This window comes from Nocardia sp. NPDC003693, from assembly GCF_053981095.1.
Map to the genome: position 1 here is coordinate 132,564 of NZ_JBSFNO010000012.1, position 16,057 is coordinate 148,620.

16 protein-coding genes and 2 tRNA genes are annotated in these 16,057 nt (G+C 67.0%); 8 read left to right on the top strand and 10 right to left on the bottom strand.

Annotation, left to right across the window (positions count from 1 at the left end; genetic code table 11):
- Positions 1-46: 46 nt before the first annotated feature.
- The gene (gene polA, locus ACWDOP_RS16080) at positions 47-2,782 is read right to left on the bottom strand and encodes a DNA polymerase I (protein ID WP_456345693.1); all 2,736 of its coding nucleotides are present in this window, start codon (positions 2,780-2,782) and stop codon (positions 47-49) included.
- A 174-nt stretch (positions 2,783-2,956) separates the two neighbouring features.
- Between polA and ACWDOP_RS16085 the strand changes: the two genes are divergently transcribed.
- Positions 2,957-3,029, top strand: a tRNA-Trp gene (locus tag ACWDOP_RS16085).
- Between the two features lie 66 nt (positions 3,030-3,095).
- Here ACWDOP_RS16085 and ACWDOP_RS16090 read toward each other — a convergent pair.
- The 6 genes from ACWDOP_RS16090 to ACWDOP_RS16115 form a co-directional block, all read right to left on the bottom strand.
- Entirely contained in the window at positions 3,096-3,791 is a 696-nt protein-coding gene (locus ACWDOP_RS16090) for an ABC transporter ATP-binding protein (protein ID WP_456345748.1), read from the bottom strand.
- 50 nt (positions 3,792-3,841) lie between these two features.
- Positions 3,842-4,801 (bottom strand): ABC transporter ATP-binding protein, encoded by a 960-nt coding sequence (locus ACWDOP_RS16095; RefSeq protein WP_454203791.1) that lies wholly within the window; start codon positions 4,799-4,801, stop codon positions 3,842-3,844.
- Positions 4,798-6,021 (bottom strand): branched-chain amino acid ABC transporter permease, encoded by a 1,224-nt coding sequence (locus ACWDOP_RS16100; RefSeq protein ID WP_456345694.1) that lies wholly within the window; start codon positions 6,019-6,021, stop codon positions 4,798-4,800. The genes ACWDOP_RS16095 and ACWDOP_RS16100 overlap by 4 nt, the downstream gene beginning before the upstream one ends.
- On the bottom strand, positions 6,018-7,049 hold the full coding sequence (locus ACWDOP_RS16105; protein ID WP_456345695.1) for a branched-chain amino acid ABC transporter permease: 1,032 nt from the start codon (positions 7,047-7,049) through the stop codon (positions 6,018-6,020). The genes ACWDOP_RS16100 and ACWDOP_RS16105 overlap by 4 nt, the downstream gene beginning before the upstream one ends.
- 92 nt (positions 7,050-7,141) lie before the next feature.
- The gene (locus ACWDOP_RS16110; RefSeq protein WP_456345749.1) at positions 7,142-8,146 is read right to left on the bottom strand and encodes a branched-chain amino acid ABC transporter substrate-binding protein; all 1,005 of its coding nucleotides are present in this window, start codon (positions 8,144-8,146) and stop codon (positions 7,142-7,144) included.
- Between the two features lie 463 nt (positions 8,147-8,609).
- Entirely contained in the window at positions 8,610-9,233 is a 624-nt protein-coding gene (locus ACWDOP_RS16115; protein ID WP_354990567.1) for an ANTAR domain-containing response regulator, read from the bottom strand.
- A 220-nt stretch (positions 9,234-9,453) separates the two neighbouring features.
- On the opposite strand from ACWDOP_RS16115, the gene ACWDOP_RS16120 reads away from it, so the two are divergent.
- Positions 9,454-9,537: transfer RNA gene (locus ACWDOP_RS16120), tRNA-Leu, on the top strand.
- A gap of 111 nt (positions 9,538-9,648) precedes the next feature.
- Here ACWDOP_RS16120 and ACWDOP_RS16125 read toward each other — a convergent pair.
- Entirely contained in the window at positions 9,649-10,725 is a 1,077-nt protein-coding gene (locus tag ACWDOP_RS16125; protein ID WP_456345696.1) for a pentapeptide repeat-containing protein, read from the bottom strand.
- Between the two features lie 61 nt (positions 10,726-10,786).
- Here ACWDOP_RS16125 and ACWDOP_RS16130 point away from each other — a divergent pair, with 61 nt between their 5' ends.
- The 3 genes from ACWDOP_RS16130 (at position 10,787) to ACWDOP_RS16140 (ending at position 12,251) form a co-directional block, all read left to right on the top strand.
- On the top strand, positions 10,787-11,152 hold the full coding sequence (locus tag ACWDOP_RS16130) for a hypothetical protein (RefSeq protein WP_456345697.1): 366 nt from the start codon (positions 10,787-10,789) through the stop codon (positions 11,150-11,152).
- 200 nt (positions 11,153-11,352) lie between these two features.
- Positions 11,353-11,823, top strand: a complete 471-nt coding sequence (locus ACWDOP_RS16135; RefSeq protein WP_456345698.1) for an NUDIX hydrolase — start codon at positions 11,353-11,355, stop codon at positions 11,821-11,823.
- Between the two features lie 140 nt (positions 11,824-11,963).
- A complete protein-coding gene (locus ACWDOP_RS16140; RefSeq protein ID WP_456345699.1) occupies positions 11,964-12,251 on the top strand; it encodes a hypothetical protein in 288 nt (95 codons plus the stop codon).
- Positions 12,252-12,361: 110 nt separating this feature from the next.
- Here ACWDOP_RS16140 and ACWDOP_RS16145 read toward each other — a convergent pair whose 3' ends face one another.
- Positions 12,362-12,886 (bottom strand): hypothetical protein, encoded by a 525-nt coding sequence (locus tag ACWDOP_RS16145; protein ID WP_454203782.1) that lies wholly within the window; start codon positions 12,884-12,886, stop codon positions 12,362-12,364.
- Positions 12,887-13,114: 228 nt separating this feature from the next.
- On the opposite strand from ACWDOP_RS16145, the gene ACWDOP_RS16150 reads away from it, so the two are divergent.
- The 3 genes from ACWDOP_RS16150 to ACWDOP_RS16160 all read left to right on the top strand — a co-directional run bounded on the left by ACWDOP_RS16150 (position 13,115) and on the right by ACWDOP_RS16160 (position 15,100).
- On the top strand, positions 13,115-13,642 hold the full coding sequence (locus tag ACWDOP_RS16150) for a monooxygenase family protein (RefSeq protein ID WP_456345700.1): 528 nt from the start codon (positions 13,115-13,117) through the stop codon (positions 13,640-13,642).
- A gap of 203 nt (positions 13,643-13,845) precedes the next feature.
- A complete protein-coding gene (locus tag ACWDOP_RS16155; protein WP_454203780.1) occupies positions 13,846-14,526 on the top strand; it encodes an arsenate reductase/protein-tyrosine-phosphatase family protein in 681 nt (226 codons plus the stop codon).
- Positions 14,527-14,737: 211 nt separating this feature from the next.
- On the top strand, positions 14,738-15,100 hold the full coding sequence (locus tag ACWDOP_RS16160; RefSeq protein ID WP_454203779.1) for a hypothetical protein: 363 nt from the start codon (positions 14,738-14,740) through the stop codon (positions 15,098-15,100).
- 51 nt (positions 15,101-15,151) lie between these two features.
- Here the strand turns inward: ACWDOP_RS16160 and ACWDOP_RS16165 are convergent, their stop codons facing one another.
- Positions 15,152-16,027: an acyl-CoA thioesterase gene (locus tag ACWDOP_RS16165; RefSeq protein ID WP_456345750.1), complete on the bottom strand. Its 876-nt coding sequence runs from the start codon at positions 16,025-16,027 to the stop codon at positions 15,152-15,154.
- Between the last annotated feature and the right edge of the window lie 30 nt (positions 16,028-16,057).

A 16,057-nucleotide genomic window follows, 5' to 3' on the forward strand; every position in this document is an offset into this window, starting at 1 on the left:
GCACGGCCGCGGGTGACAACTCGCGCGGCCGTGCGAATTCGTCGCGTCAGTGCGCGGCGGCGTCCCAGCTGCGGCCGACGCCCACCGAGACCTCGAGCGGCACCGACAGCTCGATGGCGTTCGACATGTGTTCGCGGGCAAGGGCTTCGAGCTCGTCGCGCTCACCGGCGGCGACCTCGAACAGGAGCTCGTCGTGGATCTGCAGCAGCATCCGCGACCGTAGTCCGGCGTCCTTGATCGCCTGCTGGGTGGAGATCATGGCGACCTTGATGATGTCGGCCGCGGTGCCCTGGATGGGCGCGTTCAGGGCCATGCGCTCGGCGGCCTCGCGGCGCTGGCGATTGCTGGAGTCGAGATCGGGCAGGTAGCGGCGGCGGCCGAAGAGGGTTTCGGTGTAGCCGGTCTTGCGGGCCTCGTCCACGGCGTCGTTCAGGTAGTCGCGAATCGCGCCGAAACGCGAGAAGTACACGTCCATCTGAACTTTCGCCTCTTCGGCGCTGATCTTGAGCTGCTGGGACAGGCCGTAGGCGGACAGTCCGTAGGCCAGGCCGTACGACATGGCCTTGATGCGGCGGCGCAGTTCGGGATCGACCTCGGTGATCGGAATGTCGAACGCCTTGGAGGCCACGAAATTGTGCAGATCCTCGCCCGAGTTGAAGGCCTCGATCAGGCCCTCGTCCTTGGACAGATGCGCCATGATGCGCATCTCGATCTGGCTGTAGTCCGCGGTCATGAGCGATTCGAAACCCGAGCCGACCACGAAGGTGTCGCGGATGCGGCGGCCGGTGTCGGTGCGAATCGGGATGTTCTGCAGGTTCGGCTCGGTCGAGGAGAGCCGGCCGGTGGCGGCGACGGTCTGGTTGAAGGTGGTGTGGATGCGGCCGTCGTCGGCGACCGCCTTGAGCAGGCCGTCGACCGTCACCTTCAGGCGCGTCGCGTCGCGGTGTTCGAGCAGATGCTGCAGGAACGGGTGCTGGGTCTTCTCGTAAAGCCCTTCCAGCGCATCGGCATCGGTGGTGTAGCCGGTCTTGGTGCGCTTGGTCTTGGGCATGTCGAGCTCGTCGAACAGCACCACCTGGAGCTGTTTGGGCGAGCCCAGGTTGATCTGCTTGCCGATGACGCCGTACGCGGCGTTGGCGGCCTCGCCCACGCGGTCGGCGAACTGGCGCTGCAACTGCTCGAGCTGACCGGAATCGACGGCGATGCCCGCGGCCTCGAGTTCGGCGAGCACGCTCAGCAGCGGCAGTTCGATGTCGCGCAGCAGGGCGGTGGACTCGATGCGCTCGAGTTCGGTGTCGAAGGCGTCGGCGAGGTCGAAAACCGCACGGGCGCGCAGCATCGCGGCCTTGGCGACCTCGGTGTCGACGTGGTCCTCGTCGTCGAGCAGGGACAGCTGGGTCTCGCCCGCGTCGTCCACGCGCAGTTCGCGCTTGAGGTAGCGCAGGGACAGATCGTCGAGGTTGAAGCTGCGCTGGCCCGGCAGGATCAGGTACGCCGCCAGGGCGGTGTCGCTGGCCAGACCGCCCAGGGTCCAGCCGCGCCCGCGCAGGGCGTGCATGGCGGATTTGGCCTCGTGCAACGCCTTCGGGGTCTTCGGGTCGGCGAGCCAGGCGCCCAGGGCCTGCTCGTCCTCGGGGGTGAGACCGTGCACGTCGAGGTACGCGCCCTCGCCGTCGGCGGCGGCCAAGGCGATGGCCTGGACGTCGCCGTGGATGGGCGCGCCGGTGCCGATGACCGTAACCCCGTGCCGCACACCGGAAGGCGCGTGCTGGGCCAGCCAGGCGGTCGCCTCGCCCGGCAGCAGGGCGGCGCCGCTGATCTCGAAACCGGATTCGGCCTCGGGCTCGACCGGGGACAGCGTGTCGAAGAGGCGATCGCGCAGGACGCGGAACTCGAGCTCGTCGAACAGGCGGTGGATCTTGTCCCGATCCCAGGGCTGCACGGCCAGCTGATCGGGGGTGTACGGCAGCGGCACCTCCTTCACCATCTCGGTGAGCTGGCGGTTGAGCAGCACGCTGGACAGGTTGGCGCGCAAGGCATCTCCGACCTTGCCCTTGACCGTGTCGACCTTGTCCACCAGGTTGACCAGATCGCCGAATTCGCGAATCCACTTGGTGGCGGTCTTCTCCCCCACGCCCGGGATGCCCGGCAGGTTGTCGCTCGGGTCGCCGCGCAGGGCCGCGAAGTCCGGGTACTGCGCGGGGGTGAGGCCGTACTTGTCCTCCACCGCGGCCGGGGTGAAGCGGGTGAGCTCGGAGACGCCCTTCTTGGGGTAGAGCACGGTGACGTCGTCGTTGACCAGCTGCAGCGAATCGCGGTCGCCGGTGACGATCAGCACGCGGAAACCCTGCGGCACGGCCTGCGTGGTGAGGGTGGCGATCACGTCGTCGGCCTCGTACCCGTCGATGGCCATGACCGGGATACCGAGCGCGCCCAGGACCTCCTGGGTGACCTCGACCTGGCCGCGGAACTCGTCCGGCGTCGTGGCGCGGTTGGCCTTGTACTCCGGGTACGCCTCGGTGCGGAAGGTCTTGCGGCTCACGTCGAACGCCGCGGCCACGTGGGTGGGCTTCTCGTCCCGCAGCAGGTTGATCAGCATCGCGGTGAACCCGTAGACCGCGTTGGTGGTCTGCCCGCCCGCGGTCTTGAAGTTCTCCGCGGGCAGCGCGTAGAACGCGCGATAGGCCAGCGAATGCCCGTCCAGCAGCAACAGCGTGGGCTGTGCACCGGAGGCGGGAGCGGACACGGCACTCGGACGCTGATCGGTAGAGGCAGGAGTCACGGCACAGAGTCTAGGGACGTGCACCGACACATGTGGGAAGCGGGCACGGAACCTTCGCCCGGCCGGGTCATCCGTTCGCGGACCGCTCGCGAAATCGGGTTTCGCGGGCGCGCCGAAATCCGATTTCGCGCGCGCGGCCCTTGCTGATAATCTCACTCCGCGCACAGCGCACCAAGGGGCGTAGCTCAATTGGCAGAGCAGCGGTCTCCAAAACCGCAGGTTGCAGGTTCAAGTCCTGTCGCCCCTGCAAGACCACTCGGGCCGGTCCTCCATCGATGGAGGACCGGCCCGAGTCGTTCGCGGACCCGCGCCCTCAGCCGACGCCGAGGTAGGCGGACTTGACGGCCGGATCGTGCAGGAGCTCACGGCCGGGGCCGGTCTTGGTGACCTCGCCGGTCTCCAGGATGTAGGCGCGGTCGCTGCGGGTCAGGGCTTGCTGGGCGTTCTGCTCGACCAGCAGGACCGTGGTGCCCTGGGCGTTGATGTCGGCGATGATCCGGAAGATCTGCTGAATCACCATGGGGGCCAAGCCCATCGACGGTTCGTCCAGCAGCAGCAGCTTCGGGCGGGCCATGAGGGCGCGGCCGATGGCGACCATCTGCTGTTCGCCGCCGGAGAGGGTGCCGCCGACCTGTTTCTGGCGTTCCTTCACCCGGGGGAAGAGTTCGAAGATCCAGTCCAGGGTGCTGTTGTAGTCGGCCTTGTCCTTGAAAGGGCGGCTGTAGCAACCCATGTCGAGGTTTTCCTGCACCGTCATGCCGGGGAACACGCCCCGGCCCTCGGGCGCCTGGATGAGACCGATGCCGACCCGTTCGTGTGCCTTCATCCGGGTGATGTCACGGCCCTCGAAGAGGACGCGGCCGCCGGTGAGCGGGAGCAGCCCCGACAGCGCCCGCATGGTGGTGGTCTTGCCGGCGCCGTTGGCTCCCAGCAGCGTGACCAGCTCGCCCTGCCCGACGCTCAGCGAAATACCGTGCAGCGCTTGGATTCTGCCGTAGTTGACGACCATGTCCTCGACCTCGAGGAGGGCCGTGCTCTTGTCGCTCTTGTCCAAGGAAGTCACATCTCACCCAGTTCCTCGTCGGGCACGCCGAGGTACGCGGCGATCACCTTGGGGTCTTCGCGAATCTCGGCGGGCAGGCCGTCGGCGATCTTGCGGCCGAACTCGAGCACGACGACGCGATCGGTCACACCCATGACCAGGCGCATATCGTGCTCGATCAGCAACACCGTGAAACCGTCGTCACGGATCTTGCGAATCAGATCCATGAGCGCGGATTTCTCGCTCGGGTTGAAGCCGGCAGCGGGTTCGTCCAGGCACAGCAGTTTCGGTTCGGTGGCCAAGGCGCGCGCGATCTCCAGCCGGCGCTGATCACCGTAAGAGAGATTGCGGGCCTTCTCCACCGCGCGGGGCGCGATGCCGACGAATTCCAGGAGCGCCATGCCCCGCTCGATGGCGTCGTGCTCCTCGGCTCGATGCCGCTTCGTGCGAAAGATGGCGCCGGGCACCGAGGTTCGGTGCCTGGCGTCGGTGCCGACGACCACGTTCTCGAGCGCGGTCATCTCCGCGAAGAGCCGCACGTTCTGGAACGTGCGCGCGATGCCGAGCCGGGTGATCTCGTTTCGCTTGGTCTTGGTCAGCGGCTTGCCGTCGAAATGCACCGTGCCCGAGGAGGGCCGGTACACACCGGTGATGGCGTTGAAGCAGGTGGTCTTGCCCGCGCCGTTGGGACCGATCAGCCCGAGGATCTCCCCGCGCCGGATCTCGAAGCTCACGTTGTCCAGCGCGGTCAGGCCGCCGAACTTGACGGTGAGCCCGTCGGTGCGCAAAAGCGGTGCGCCGACGGCGGTGTCGATGTCGCGGTGCGGGGCGACGACCTTGGCGACCTCGGTCTCGTCGGCCAGGATCGGCAGCACCTCGGTCACGTCGAGGGTGCCCGCGCTGGGCGCTTCCGGCGGTGCGGCGTATCCGGCGGCGATGTCCTCGTTATCGAACAGCGCACCGCCCGGGCCCGTCATCGCTGACCTCCCGCGGCCGTGCCGGGCTCGGGCCGGACGGCCCGGTACACCTGCCGCCCGTAGGCGAGCAATTTCTGCCGAGCCGGGAACAGGCCCTGCGGCCGGAAGATCATCACAACCACCAGTGCGATACCGAAGAACAGATACTTGTAGTCGCCGAGCGCTTGATCGCCGACCTCGACCGACATGAATCGGTTCGGCAGGTAGACGATCAGGAACGCGCCGACGATCACGCCCAGCTTATTGCCCTGACCGCCGATCACCACGGCGCACAGGAACAGCATCGAGTTGATGATGTTGAACCCGGGCGGATTCACGAACTGCACCTGACCCGCGTACAGCGCGCCGGACAGACCGCCGATCGCCGCGCCGATCATGAATGCCCACAGCTTGAACTTGAAGGTCGGCACACCCATGATCTCGGCGGCGTCCTCGTCCTCGCGAATGGCGACCCAGGCGCGGCCGACCCGGCTGCGCTCCAGATTGCCGACCATCAGCAGCACCAGCACCACCAGGATCATGCCCAGCCAGAACCACCAGGTGCCGGAGTTGGCTCGGTCCAACAGGTTCGGCGACGAATCGTCGCCCAGGTTGCCGGAGGAGAAGTAGCCGGAGGGATGGTCGTCGGAGACGCCGACGCGCGGGTAGGCGATACCCGGCAGGCCCATGCTGCCGCCGGTGACCTCGCTGAGATTGTCCGCGATGAGCCGCACGATCTCACCGAATCCGAGCGTCACGATGGCCAGGTAGTCACCGCGCAGGCGCAGCGTCGGCGATCCCAGGATCAGGCCCGAGAGCGCAGCCACGGCGATGGCGATGGGCACGCACGCCAGCCACGCCCAATCGGTTTCGAGCCAGCCGTCGCCGATCTGGTTCCACGGGCTCTGCGGACTGGTGAGCAGGGCGACGGTGTACGCGCCGACGGCGTAGAAGCCGACATAGCCCAGGTCGAGCAGACCGGCCTGACCGACCACCACGTTCAAACCGATGGCGATCAGCGCGACCATGGCGAACTGCGCCATCACTCCACCGAAACTCGTTCCGGGAGTGTCGATCAGCGGCGGCGGGAACACCGGCAGCAGCGCCAGCAGGATCAGCGCGGGAACAGCTACGCCCCACTGCGCGGGCCGGGACAGGCCGGACCACCACGCGCGGAGCTTGTCGCCGACGCCGTGCATCGGGCGCGGCATCCGTTCGGGCGCCTTCGTCGGAGTCGTCATGCGCGAGCCCTCCCCAGGCTTTCTCCCAGAATGCCGGTCGGGCGGAACATCAGCACGACCACCAGGACCACGAAGGCCACCACGTCACGCCACTGCGTTCCGAACAGGATCTGGCCGTAGTTCTCCACCAGGCCGAGCAGCAGACCACCCAGCAGGGCGCCGCGCAGATTGCCGATACCCCCGAGCACCGCGGCGCTGAATGCCTTGATGCCCAGGATGAATCCGCCGGAATAGATGATGCCGTTGGGGATCTTCAAGGAGTAGAGCAGGGCCGCCGCGCCGGCGAGCAGGCCACCCACCAGGAAGGTGAGCATGATGATCCGCTCCCGCGAGACGCCCATCAGGGTGGCGGTATCCGGATCCTGCGCCACAGCGCGAATACCGCGGCCGAATTTGGTTCGGTTGATCAGCAATTCGGTGCCGATCGCCAAACCCACGGCCGCCAGAATGATGACCAGGGTGATGTTGGTGACCGGGGCGCCGAAGATGGTGAACTGGTCCGTCGGCCGCACCAGCATGATCGGCTGCTGGGCGTTGGTGCCGCCCAGCCCGGGCCAGATCTTGGGCAGGACGTAGTGCACGAACTCCTGCAGCACGAACGACATGCCGATCGCCGTGATGAGGAAGATCAGGGGTTTCGCGCCCCGTTTTCGCAAGGGGCGGTAGGCGATTCGCTCCAGCCCCACCGCGGTGCCGCCCGCGACCAGCATGCCGAAGAGCATCGCGGCGAGCAGGCAGAGGATCGTTATCAGGATGCCTTTGGAATAGGCGTTTCCGCTGGGATCGAATCCGAGCAGCATCAGGCCCACATACTGGGCGAACAGGCCCACCATGAAGATTTCCGAATGGGCGAAATTGATCAATCGCAGTACGCCGTAGACCAGCGTGTACCCCACCGCGACCAAGGCGTAAATCGACCCATAGGCCAATCCGTCGACGGTGAGTCGCCAGAATTGGTCGACCACCCCCGAAACGTTGAATTCGATCGACCCAGCAGCGATCTGGGTCGTCGCAACGGAAAAACTCATTCGCTACTCTCGCCGTCAAGGAAAGCGCGTGTGCCGGGGATCGGCGGGTTCGCCGCCGGGTCCCCGGCACACACTGCTTTCGGATAGGTGAACTACTTGCCTGCCGCCGCGATCCCCTTCAACACGATGGTGGTCAAGTCGTAGCCCTCGGTCGAATAGGTGCCGGCCTCGAAACCGCTCGACGCCTTGTACGCCGCAGCGAAGGAATCGGGCGCCGGGCCACAGGGGCAGGACAGCAGCGAGCCCTTGGAGGCGTCACCCGCCTGCTTGGTGAACTCGACGTCCTTGGTGCCGTCCGCGGAGATGAACTCGGCGGTCACGCCGCCCGAGCGCAGCTGCTGCACCAGCGGGGCGGCCTCGGCGTAGTAGCCGGCGTAGTAGATGCCGTCCGGCTTGGCGGCGTTGAGCTTGGAGACCACCGCCGAGAAGTCCTTGTCGCCTTCCTTGATCTCGGCAGCACAGCTCGGATCGGCGATGGCGCCGAGGGTGTCGGTGAGGTTCTGGGCCAGGCCCGTGCCGTACTCGGTGTTGTCCTTGACGACACAGATCTTCTTGTACTTGCCGTTGCCCGCCAGGTACTTGGCGACGGCGGGGCCCTGCACGGCGTCGTTACCGAGACCGCGGAAGAAGGTCTTCCAGCCGTTCTTGGTCAGATCCGGGTTGGTGGCCGACGGGGTGAGCGCGAGCAGGCCCGCCTCGCTCAGAATCTGGCCGGTCGCCTTGGTCTCACCCGAGAAGGTCGGGCCGATCAGGGCGACGACCGACTTGTCGTTGACGATGGTCGGGATGACCTGGGTGGCCTTCTGCGGGTTGCCCTCGGTGTCGAATTCCTTGAGGTTGACCTTGCAGTTCGGGTTGGCCTTGTTGAACTCGTCCAGCGCGAGGCGCACGCCGCGCACGATATTGAGGCCGAGGTTCGCGTTCGGGCCGGTCAGCGGGCCTGCCATGGCGATGGACTGCTCGGCGCAGGTGGCCTGGCCGTCACCGGCCGCCTTGGCGGCGGCGGCCTGATCGGTCGCCGCGACCTGCTTGCCGTCGCTGTCGATCTGCACGACCGGGTCGATGGTGAGCTGGCCCGAGCCGTTGACCTGGTACATCCAGATCAGTGCCTTCTCGAGCTCGCCGTTCGAGCCCCACTTGTAGTTGCGCGCCAGACCCGCGCCGTCGTACGAACGTACGTAGTCGACCAGTTTGGTGCGGTTCTTCTTACCGGTGTCGTCGGTGGATGAGCTGCTGCAGCCGGTCACCGCGAGCGTCAGCGCGGCGCCGACGGCTACCGCGGCACGGACCGTACGCCACCGCCGCCTACTGCTCGCCGAACCTCGCGTCTTCGTACCAAGCACGATTCACCTCTATGTTCTGTGCTCCCCCGGCTTACCGAGGCGGGCCGCCCCATCGATCGGCCCGGACAGAACATATCCCCGCCACGTTAGCGGCGCATCACATTCGCATCATCCATGTGACATCGCAACAAACGATTGCGCCCCTCGTGTTACCGGCAGGTAAATCGCAACGGCGTATTCGAGGCAACAGAGGGGCAATCATCGGGCAATCGGTCGCCTACTTGGGCGCGAGATTCTCCAGCACGACCTCGGCGACCGCTTTCATCGTGGTGCGGCGGTCCATGGCGGTGCGCTGAATCCACTTGAAGGCCTGCGGTTCCGACAGGCCCTGGGTCTGCATGAGCACACCCTTGGCGCGCTCGACGAGCTTGCGGGTCTCCAGGCGGTCCGCGAGGTTGGCAACCTCGCCCTCGAGTGCCGTGATCTCGTGGAAACGACTGGCCGCCAACTCGATGGCGGGGACCAGATCGGACTTGGTGAACGGCTTGACCAGATAGGCCATCGCGCCGGCGTCGCGGGCGCGCTCCACCAGGTCGCGCTGACTGAAGGCGGTCAGAATGACCACCGGCGCAAGGCGTTTCGAGGCGATCTCGGCCGCGGCGTCTATACCGTCGCGGCGCGGCATCTTCACGTCCATGATCACCAGATCCGGGCGCTTCTCCTCGGCGAGGTCCACGGCCTGCTGGCCGTCGCCCGCCTCACCCACCACCAGGTAGCCCTCCTCGGAGAGCATCTCCACCAGATCCATCCGGATGAGGGCCTCGTCCTCGGCGACCACCACGCGCTTGGGGGCCGATGCCGCGGCATCCTTCTTCGAACCGCCCCCTGCTGTCGTTCCCATAGATGAAACCCCTGTCGCTCCGATACCAACACCCGACGTACATCGGTCCGAAGCCACCCTCGACGGATCGGCACGTACCCGAGTCACCAAAGAGTACCGTCCACCCGCCGCTACAACCCATCTACCCAGCGCAAACCGACCAGTATCACAACGATGTCATCCGCCACGGACTCCGGTTAGGTTCCCGCCACCCCCACCCGCTATAGTTTCGACCTGGTGCGCCGAGTTGGCGGAATAGGCAGACGCGACGGTCTCAAAAACCGTTGCCCGAAAGGGCGTGTGGGTTCGATTCCCACACTCGGCACTGAAAGAGAGGGCTTGTCCGGCGGTTGCCGGACGAGCCCTCTTTCTGTTTCGGCCGCGACGGACAGCCGTGAAAGCTCGCCTGTAGCAATCGGATCCGATTGCGGTCCCGTCAGTGCGCGAAGTCGGCCGGCCATCGGGTCTTGGCATCGAACCGCATTTCACTGTAGGAGCCACCCCTGTAGGTCGCCAGCTGCGAGGTGCGAAGTTCGGCTGCCGGGTCATCGGTGGATTCGAGTGCATGAAACCCGGTGGGGAGGTCCGACGGCAGGTCGAACCACGTTCCGCGCACATCGGCCTGTAGGAAGGTGACGCGGTCCAGACTCGCATCGAGTAGCACCGCTCGCCGGAGGTCCGCCCTCGCAAGCCTCGCGCCGTCCAAGTTCGTGCCGGACAGATTCGCATCCTGCAGATTCGCACGGTTCAGCAGCGCGTCACTCAGATCGGAGTCCGTCATGAGCGCGAATGCCAACTGCGCCTCCGTCATCGCCGCACCGGCTAGGTTCGCGTTGTCCATGACGGCCGCCGTCAGATTCGCTTTGTCGAGCCGGGCGCCTTGGAGATTCGCCTGCTCGAGGGTCGCTCGAACCAGGCAGGTGTTCGACAGATCGATCGGCTCGGTCCGCGTCCGGTCGCGGCGGCCGATGACGGTCAGGACAGCCTGTACGTCCGTGGAAACCATTGCTTCGGGTTGTGCGTTGCAGGCGGGGGTGTTCGGCGCGTGGGTGCGGACGAAAGCGCTCAGCACCTCGAAGATCTGCGGCCGATCGTTCGGCGAGTCGGTCGCCAGCCGCTCGAGCAGGTAGACACCGCCCAGCCGTACATCCAGCTTCTCGCTGCCGAGCTGTTCGATGGCCTTCGCGAACCTGTCGGTGATGGCCGTCTGCCGGGCCAGCCCCGCTTGATCGCTGGTCGCGCGCAGCGACTGGTTGGTGAACCACAGCGCGGCCAGGGCCGCGACGGCCGTCACCATCGACGCGAGTTTCGACCAGCCGCCCCAGCCGAAGAAGGAGCGGCTCGCCCGCTTGACCCGCGTTCGGCGCGTGGCGGGCAGAGTAAGAGAGTGGACACGATTCAACCGGCGTCGCGCACCGGTTGCCCCCGTTCTAGAGATCACTCCTCGATGATCTATCAAAACTCTTGTCCCGCTATTCCGTTCGCCCACCGGATGCCGCCCGTCCCGTACCATGTGTGCCCGAGTCACGGGCCGACGCGGAGGAACCTGCCCCGCCGGTGTGGTAGGGAGAGGTATGAGGGTCGAGCAGTCCAGCGACGGAGTCGTCGAAATCAGCGGGTCCGCCGAAGAGCTCGACGGGTTGGCGGCGGTCGTCGCCCGGGGCGCGGGGCGCTTCGAGACCGAGGAGCTCACCGCGATCGAGGTCCGCTCCGACGAGAACCCCGGCCTGCTGGCCGAGGTCGACGTCCAGCGCCGGGTGCTGCTGCTGTCCGGCGACCGCGAAAGCCGCACCCGCTTCGCGGATTCCCTCGCCGCCGTGGTGGCGATGAACACCGGCCAGCCCCAGCGGATCGAGTTCCGCGAGGGTTCGGACTACCTCCGCAAGGGCTCGGCCGCCCTCCTCCTGAACAGCCCCCGCGCCGGGGCGCCCCACGAATAAGACAGTCCCACCGCCTCATTGGGCCGAATAGACCATGAGCCCGGGCACGAGTGATATGCACGTGTACGGACGAATGGCTCCGCGGGTCCGTGACGCGCCCGCGGCAGCGTTCCGAAACGAGCTCGTTCGAGATGGATACGCGAATACCGAGGACATCAGCGACGCGGCCCGGCCGCGCCCGTGTCCGGAGGAGGTGGGCCATGGCGAGAATCGAGTACTACAACGACCCCGACGCCCCGGCGGCGAACAGGATCATCGCGGCGACAACGGCTTTCGTCGTCGACGGCCGGGAGCGGGTGTTGCTGATCCAACGCGGTGACAGCGAACCGTGGGTGCTACCCGGCGGCGGACAGGAGTGCGGCGAATACATCGCCGCCACCGCCGTGCGCGAGACCCGCCACGAGACCGGCATCGACATACACGTGACCGGGCTGGTCGGGATCTACACCAGCCCCGGCCACGTCACCGCCTTTCCCGACGGCGAAGTGCGCCAGCAGTTCTCGATCTGCTTCCGCGCCGAACCGCTCGGCGGCGAGTTGCACGCCGGCCCCGGATCCCTTCGCGCGAGCTGGGTGTCGCGCCCCGAACTCGACGACCTCACCATCCACCCCTCGACCCGCCTCCGCATCAAGCACGGCTACAGCCGCCTCCCCGACCCCTATATCGGCTGATCCCCACCGCCGAGCCGGCGGGGGTATCAGCCGGGCCGTCCGACTCGGTCAGCGGGAAGGTCCTCGACCGCCCCGAGACGGCGGACCGGGCGGCGGAAAATCGGATGCGGGGGCGGGCATCCGGGGTGTTGTATGCGGGTATGACATTGTCGCGTAAGGGAGCTCGGATCATCACGGTCGGCGAGCAGCGGTATCGGTGGCGGGTCTCGGCTACCAACCTGCCGAACCTGCGGTTCGTGGTCGAGGCCGCGGAGGGGGCGGCGCAGCGCATCGTGGTGCGGGCGGGAGCGGTCGAGACCGTCGGGCCCGGGATGGTCGCCGCCGCCGTCGAGGGGGCTTTGGGGGCCGGGTGGACGCCGGACGAGCGGGGAGCGGAGATGCACTTCCGGCTCGAACGGGGCAGGCTGGTCGCGCCGCTGGGCGTATGACGCGGCGACGCCGATCGGGCGACGCCGACCGGGCCGCGCGGCGAGCGGCGACCGGGTTCACACCGGGAAGCCATCGCCTTCCCGGCCCGAACCCGGCCCGCCACCCGCTGTCAGTCGTGCGGATAGTCCGTCGGATCGGGCGCGGCCCCGCCGCCACCGGCCGCCGCCACCTCGTCGGCGGTGAACGTCAGGTGCGCGCGATTGCCGAGCAGGATCCGGAGCAGATCCTCCAGCATGTCCAGGTGCGCCTCCCGGGAGGAGTCGAGCAGCTGATCGAGGCGCTTGGACGTGGCCTTGATCCGCAGGCCGGGCTCGCCCGCCGCCTCCAGTGAGCGCAGCAGCAGACCGGCCTCCAGATTGCCGGGCGTGCGCAACGCCAGCGCCGAGTTCACCGTCGCGCGAAAGTGCATGAACAGCACCGTCCCGCGCGGGATCTCGACCATTTCCTTCATCTCGAGCTTCAGCTCGTACAGCTCCTCCAGCGTCTCCAGCAGCCGCTCCCGATGTGCCCGCAACGCCTTGTTGTAGGCGGTGCTGTCCTGCTGATATCCGCCGATCGAATCCGACCAGTCGGCCCGGGCCAGCACATAGGCCTCAGCAAACTCCCGCAACCCGTACTCAACTCGCCTGTCCACACCCCGCACCCTGCCAGAGATCCCCCACCCCCACACCGGTATTCGCCCCGAGCGGGCCTCGATTACGGCGTTGTGCCGCGCCGCGTACCCGGCGGTCGCGTTTCGGAGCCGCCCGGGGGCCGCGAACAAGGCGGCAAATGTCCGGCCATGGCATTCGAACCGGATAGGCGGGATAATCCGTATATCTCCGACAGGGCTGGCGTACGGCCTCGGCGAGGGAGGTCGCGCATGCGGGTCAATCGATTGACGGCGGATCTGTCCGAATATCCGGATCTGGTGATGATCCTGCTCGGTATGCGGGTGCACCGCCCCCGCGGCATGCTGCGCCTGCTCGGCGTCGGCCCCAAGCTCTACAGCTCCCATCGCGAACGCCCCGACGGCCTGCTGAGCCACGAGGACATCGTGTGGTCGTTCTTCCCGCCGCACTGGGGCGCGCGCCAGTACTGGCGCGATCTGGAGAGCCTGGAACGCTGGACCCGCTCGGACCCGCATCGCATCTGGTGGCAGGAGTTCCTCAAGGACTCCGGCGGCACCGGCTTCTGGCACGAGGCGTACTTCGCCCGCGGCGGGATCGACTCGGTCTACGACGACATGGCCGCACCCAGCGGACTCGGCCGATTCGCGCCCGTGGTCCCGGCGCGCGGCCGGTTGTTCTCCACCCGGGACCGGGTGCGCGGGGCCGCGCCGAAAGTAGCCTCGGTCGTGACCGAAAAATCCTATTACGGTTCCGACGCAACCGAATCCGATCGGAACTGAATCATCGCGCACTTGATTTGCTGGGCGAAAACCACCATGCTCACATTTCAGGGACGTTGACACGCACATCCCCGGCCCCATGGATACCTTCGAGCGAACGCGAAGCGACCGACATTCGGCCGACGGATGAACTTCCCGGACGAAAGGTGTGATTCGGTCACGCAGCCATTCTCGGCGCGCGAAACCGCGCCTAGGTTGTGCGCATGCATGTGCTCTTCGTATGCAGCGGAAACGTTTGCCGGTCCGTCATCGCCGAGCGCCTCACCCTCGCGGTGGCCGCCGAACACGGCCTACGACTGACCGCCGAGAGTGCCGGCGTCCGGGCGCTGGTCGGCTTCCCGGTGGAACCCCTTGCCGCCCAGACCATTACCGGTCTCGGCGGTGACCCGAGCGGCTTTCGCGCGCGCCGGTTCAAACCCGAGATGGCCCAGCGCGCCGATCTGATCCTCACCATGACCGACAAGATCCGCGACCAGGTCCGCGAGACGGCCCCCGCGGCCTTCCCGCGCACCTTCACCCTGCTCGAGGCCTACCGCATCGCCAAGATCAGCGGCGCGCGCACGCTCGCGGGCCTGCACGCCGCGCGCGACGACCTTGCCTACCCGGGCCGGGAGAACATCGCCGACCCCGTCGGACTGTCGCCCAAGGCGTTCTGCGAGGTCGGCGACCGCATAGCCGACGCCCTGGTTCCCCTGCTGCTGGCCCTGCACGCGCACGAGCACCCCGAGGCCACCATCCACCCCCGCACCGCCGCCAGTGACGCCGGCACACCCCGCCCGACCCTGCTGGTCCTGCCCGGCGGCCGCGACAGATCCGCTCCCGTGCCCGAATTGCCCGAGCAATCACGGCAACCGGCCCATCGCGCCATGGAATCGGCCGGGTAAGAGCACATTCCGATACTCCTCACCCCGGATGTGTTCCCATTCGAGGTAACGAGGATTACGCTGGGCCCTGCGTGTCAATCCACCTGTCTGCCCCATTGGTCCGTTCAAGGATTACACTGCCCCGCGGAACCACACCGCCGATGGTTCCTCGACACAGGAACAGGACTCAGACATGCCGAAGCGAATTTCGGATGTTTCACTCCATGTTTTCGTGACACCGCAGACCCTCCACCGCGTCACCGAAACGGTGTGCCGCGTCGTGGACGAGTACGTGGACGATCGCGACATCTTCGCGTGGCGTTTCACCCTCCCCGTGGAGTGTGACGACCCCACCCATACGGTTCTGGAAACCCAATGGCGACTCGACCACCCCGACACCGAGCCGGGTGACCGCCGCACCTACGAGATCGCGCTGAGCCTGGTCGGCGAGGCGCGTCAGCTCACCAAGGCCGGCATCGCGCGCCTGGAGCAGCGGCTGGTCTTCGAGCTGTCCGCCGAGGAGCCGATCCCCTACATCGCGCACGCGCTGCAACGCGAGAACTTCGAGCTCGCGGAGAACCGCGAACTCATCTGAACGCGAATCAGGCCGCACCCTTCGCGGGTACGGCCTGAATCCGGTGTCGGCTCAGCGCTTGGGGAAGTGCCGGATCACGCCTTCCTGCACCGTGGTCGCGAGCAGATCGCCGTTGCGCGAATAGAAGTGCCCGCGCGCCAGCCCGCGCGAGCCCGCCGCGACCGGCGACTCGGTGGCGTACAGCGCCCACTCGTCGAACCGGAACGGGCGATGGAACCAGATGGAGTGGTTCACCGTCGCCGCCAGGATGCGATCCAGCCCCCAGGACAGCCCGTGCGTGGTGATGATCGAGTCCAGCACCGTGGTGTCCGACGAATACGCCAGCGCCGCAACGTGAATCATCGGATCGTCGGGCAACGCGCCGTCGGTCCGCATCCACACCCGGTTGTGGTTGAGCTTCTCGCCGGTGCCCTTGAGGATCCACGCCGGATCGTTCGTGTACCGCATGTCGATGGGATGCGGTGCGTTGACGAACATCTCGAGCTTGTCCTCCAGGCCGGCGAAGGACTCCTCCACCCGGGGCAGGCTCTCGGGATCGGCCACGTCGGGCAGCGGCGTGCCGTGCTCGAGACCCTTACCCCAGTCCTGGAAGGCGGCCAGCATGACGAACAGTTCCTGCCCGTCCTGGTAGGCCGTCACCGTGCGATTGGCGAACGCGCGCCCGTCGCGATGGCGATCGACCTGGTATTCGATCGGCTTCTTGGTGTCGCCACCGCGCACGAAATGCGCGTTGACCGCGTGCACCGGGCGACCCGGACCCACGGTGCGGCCCGCGGCGATCATCGCCTGCGCGACCAGCTGGCCGCCGAAGGTCCGGCTCCACGTCTTCTCCGGATGCTTTCCGATGAAGATGTCGGGCCCGTGCTCCTCGAGATCGAGCACCTCCAGCAGCCCCCGCAGATCGTCGGACGGGGGGCCGGGATTCACCGAATCCGCTGCCCCGTCCACGGTTTCGCC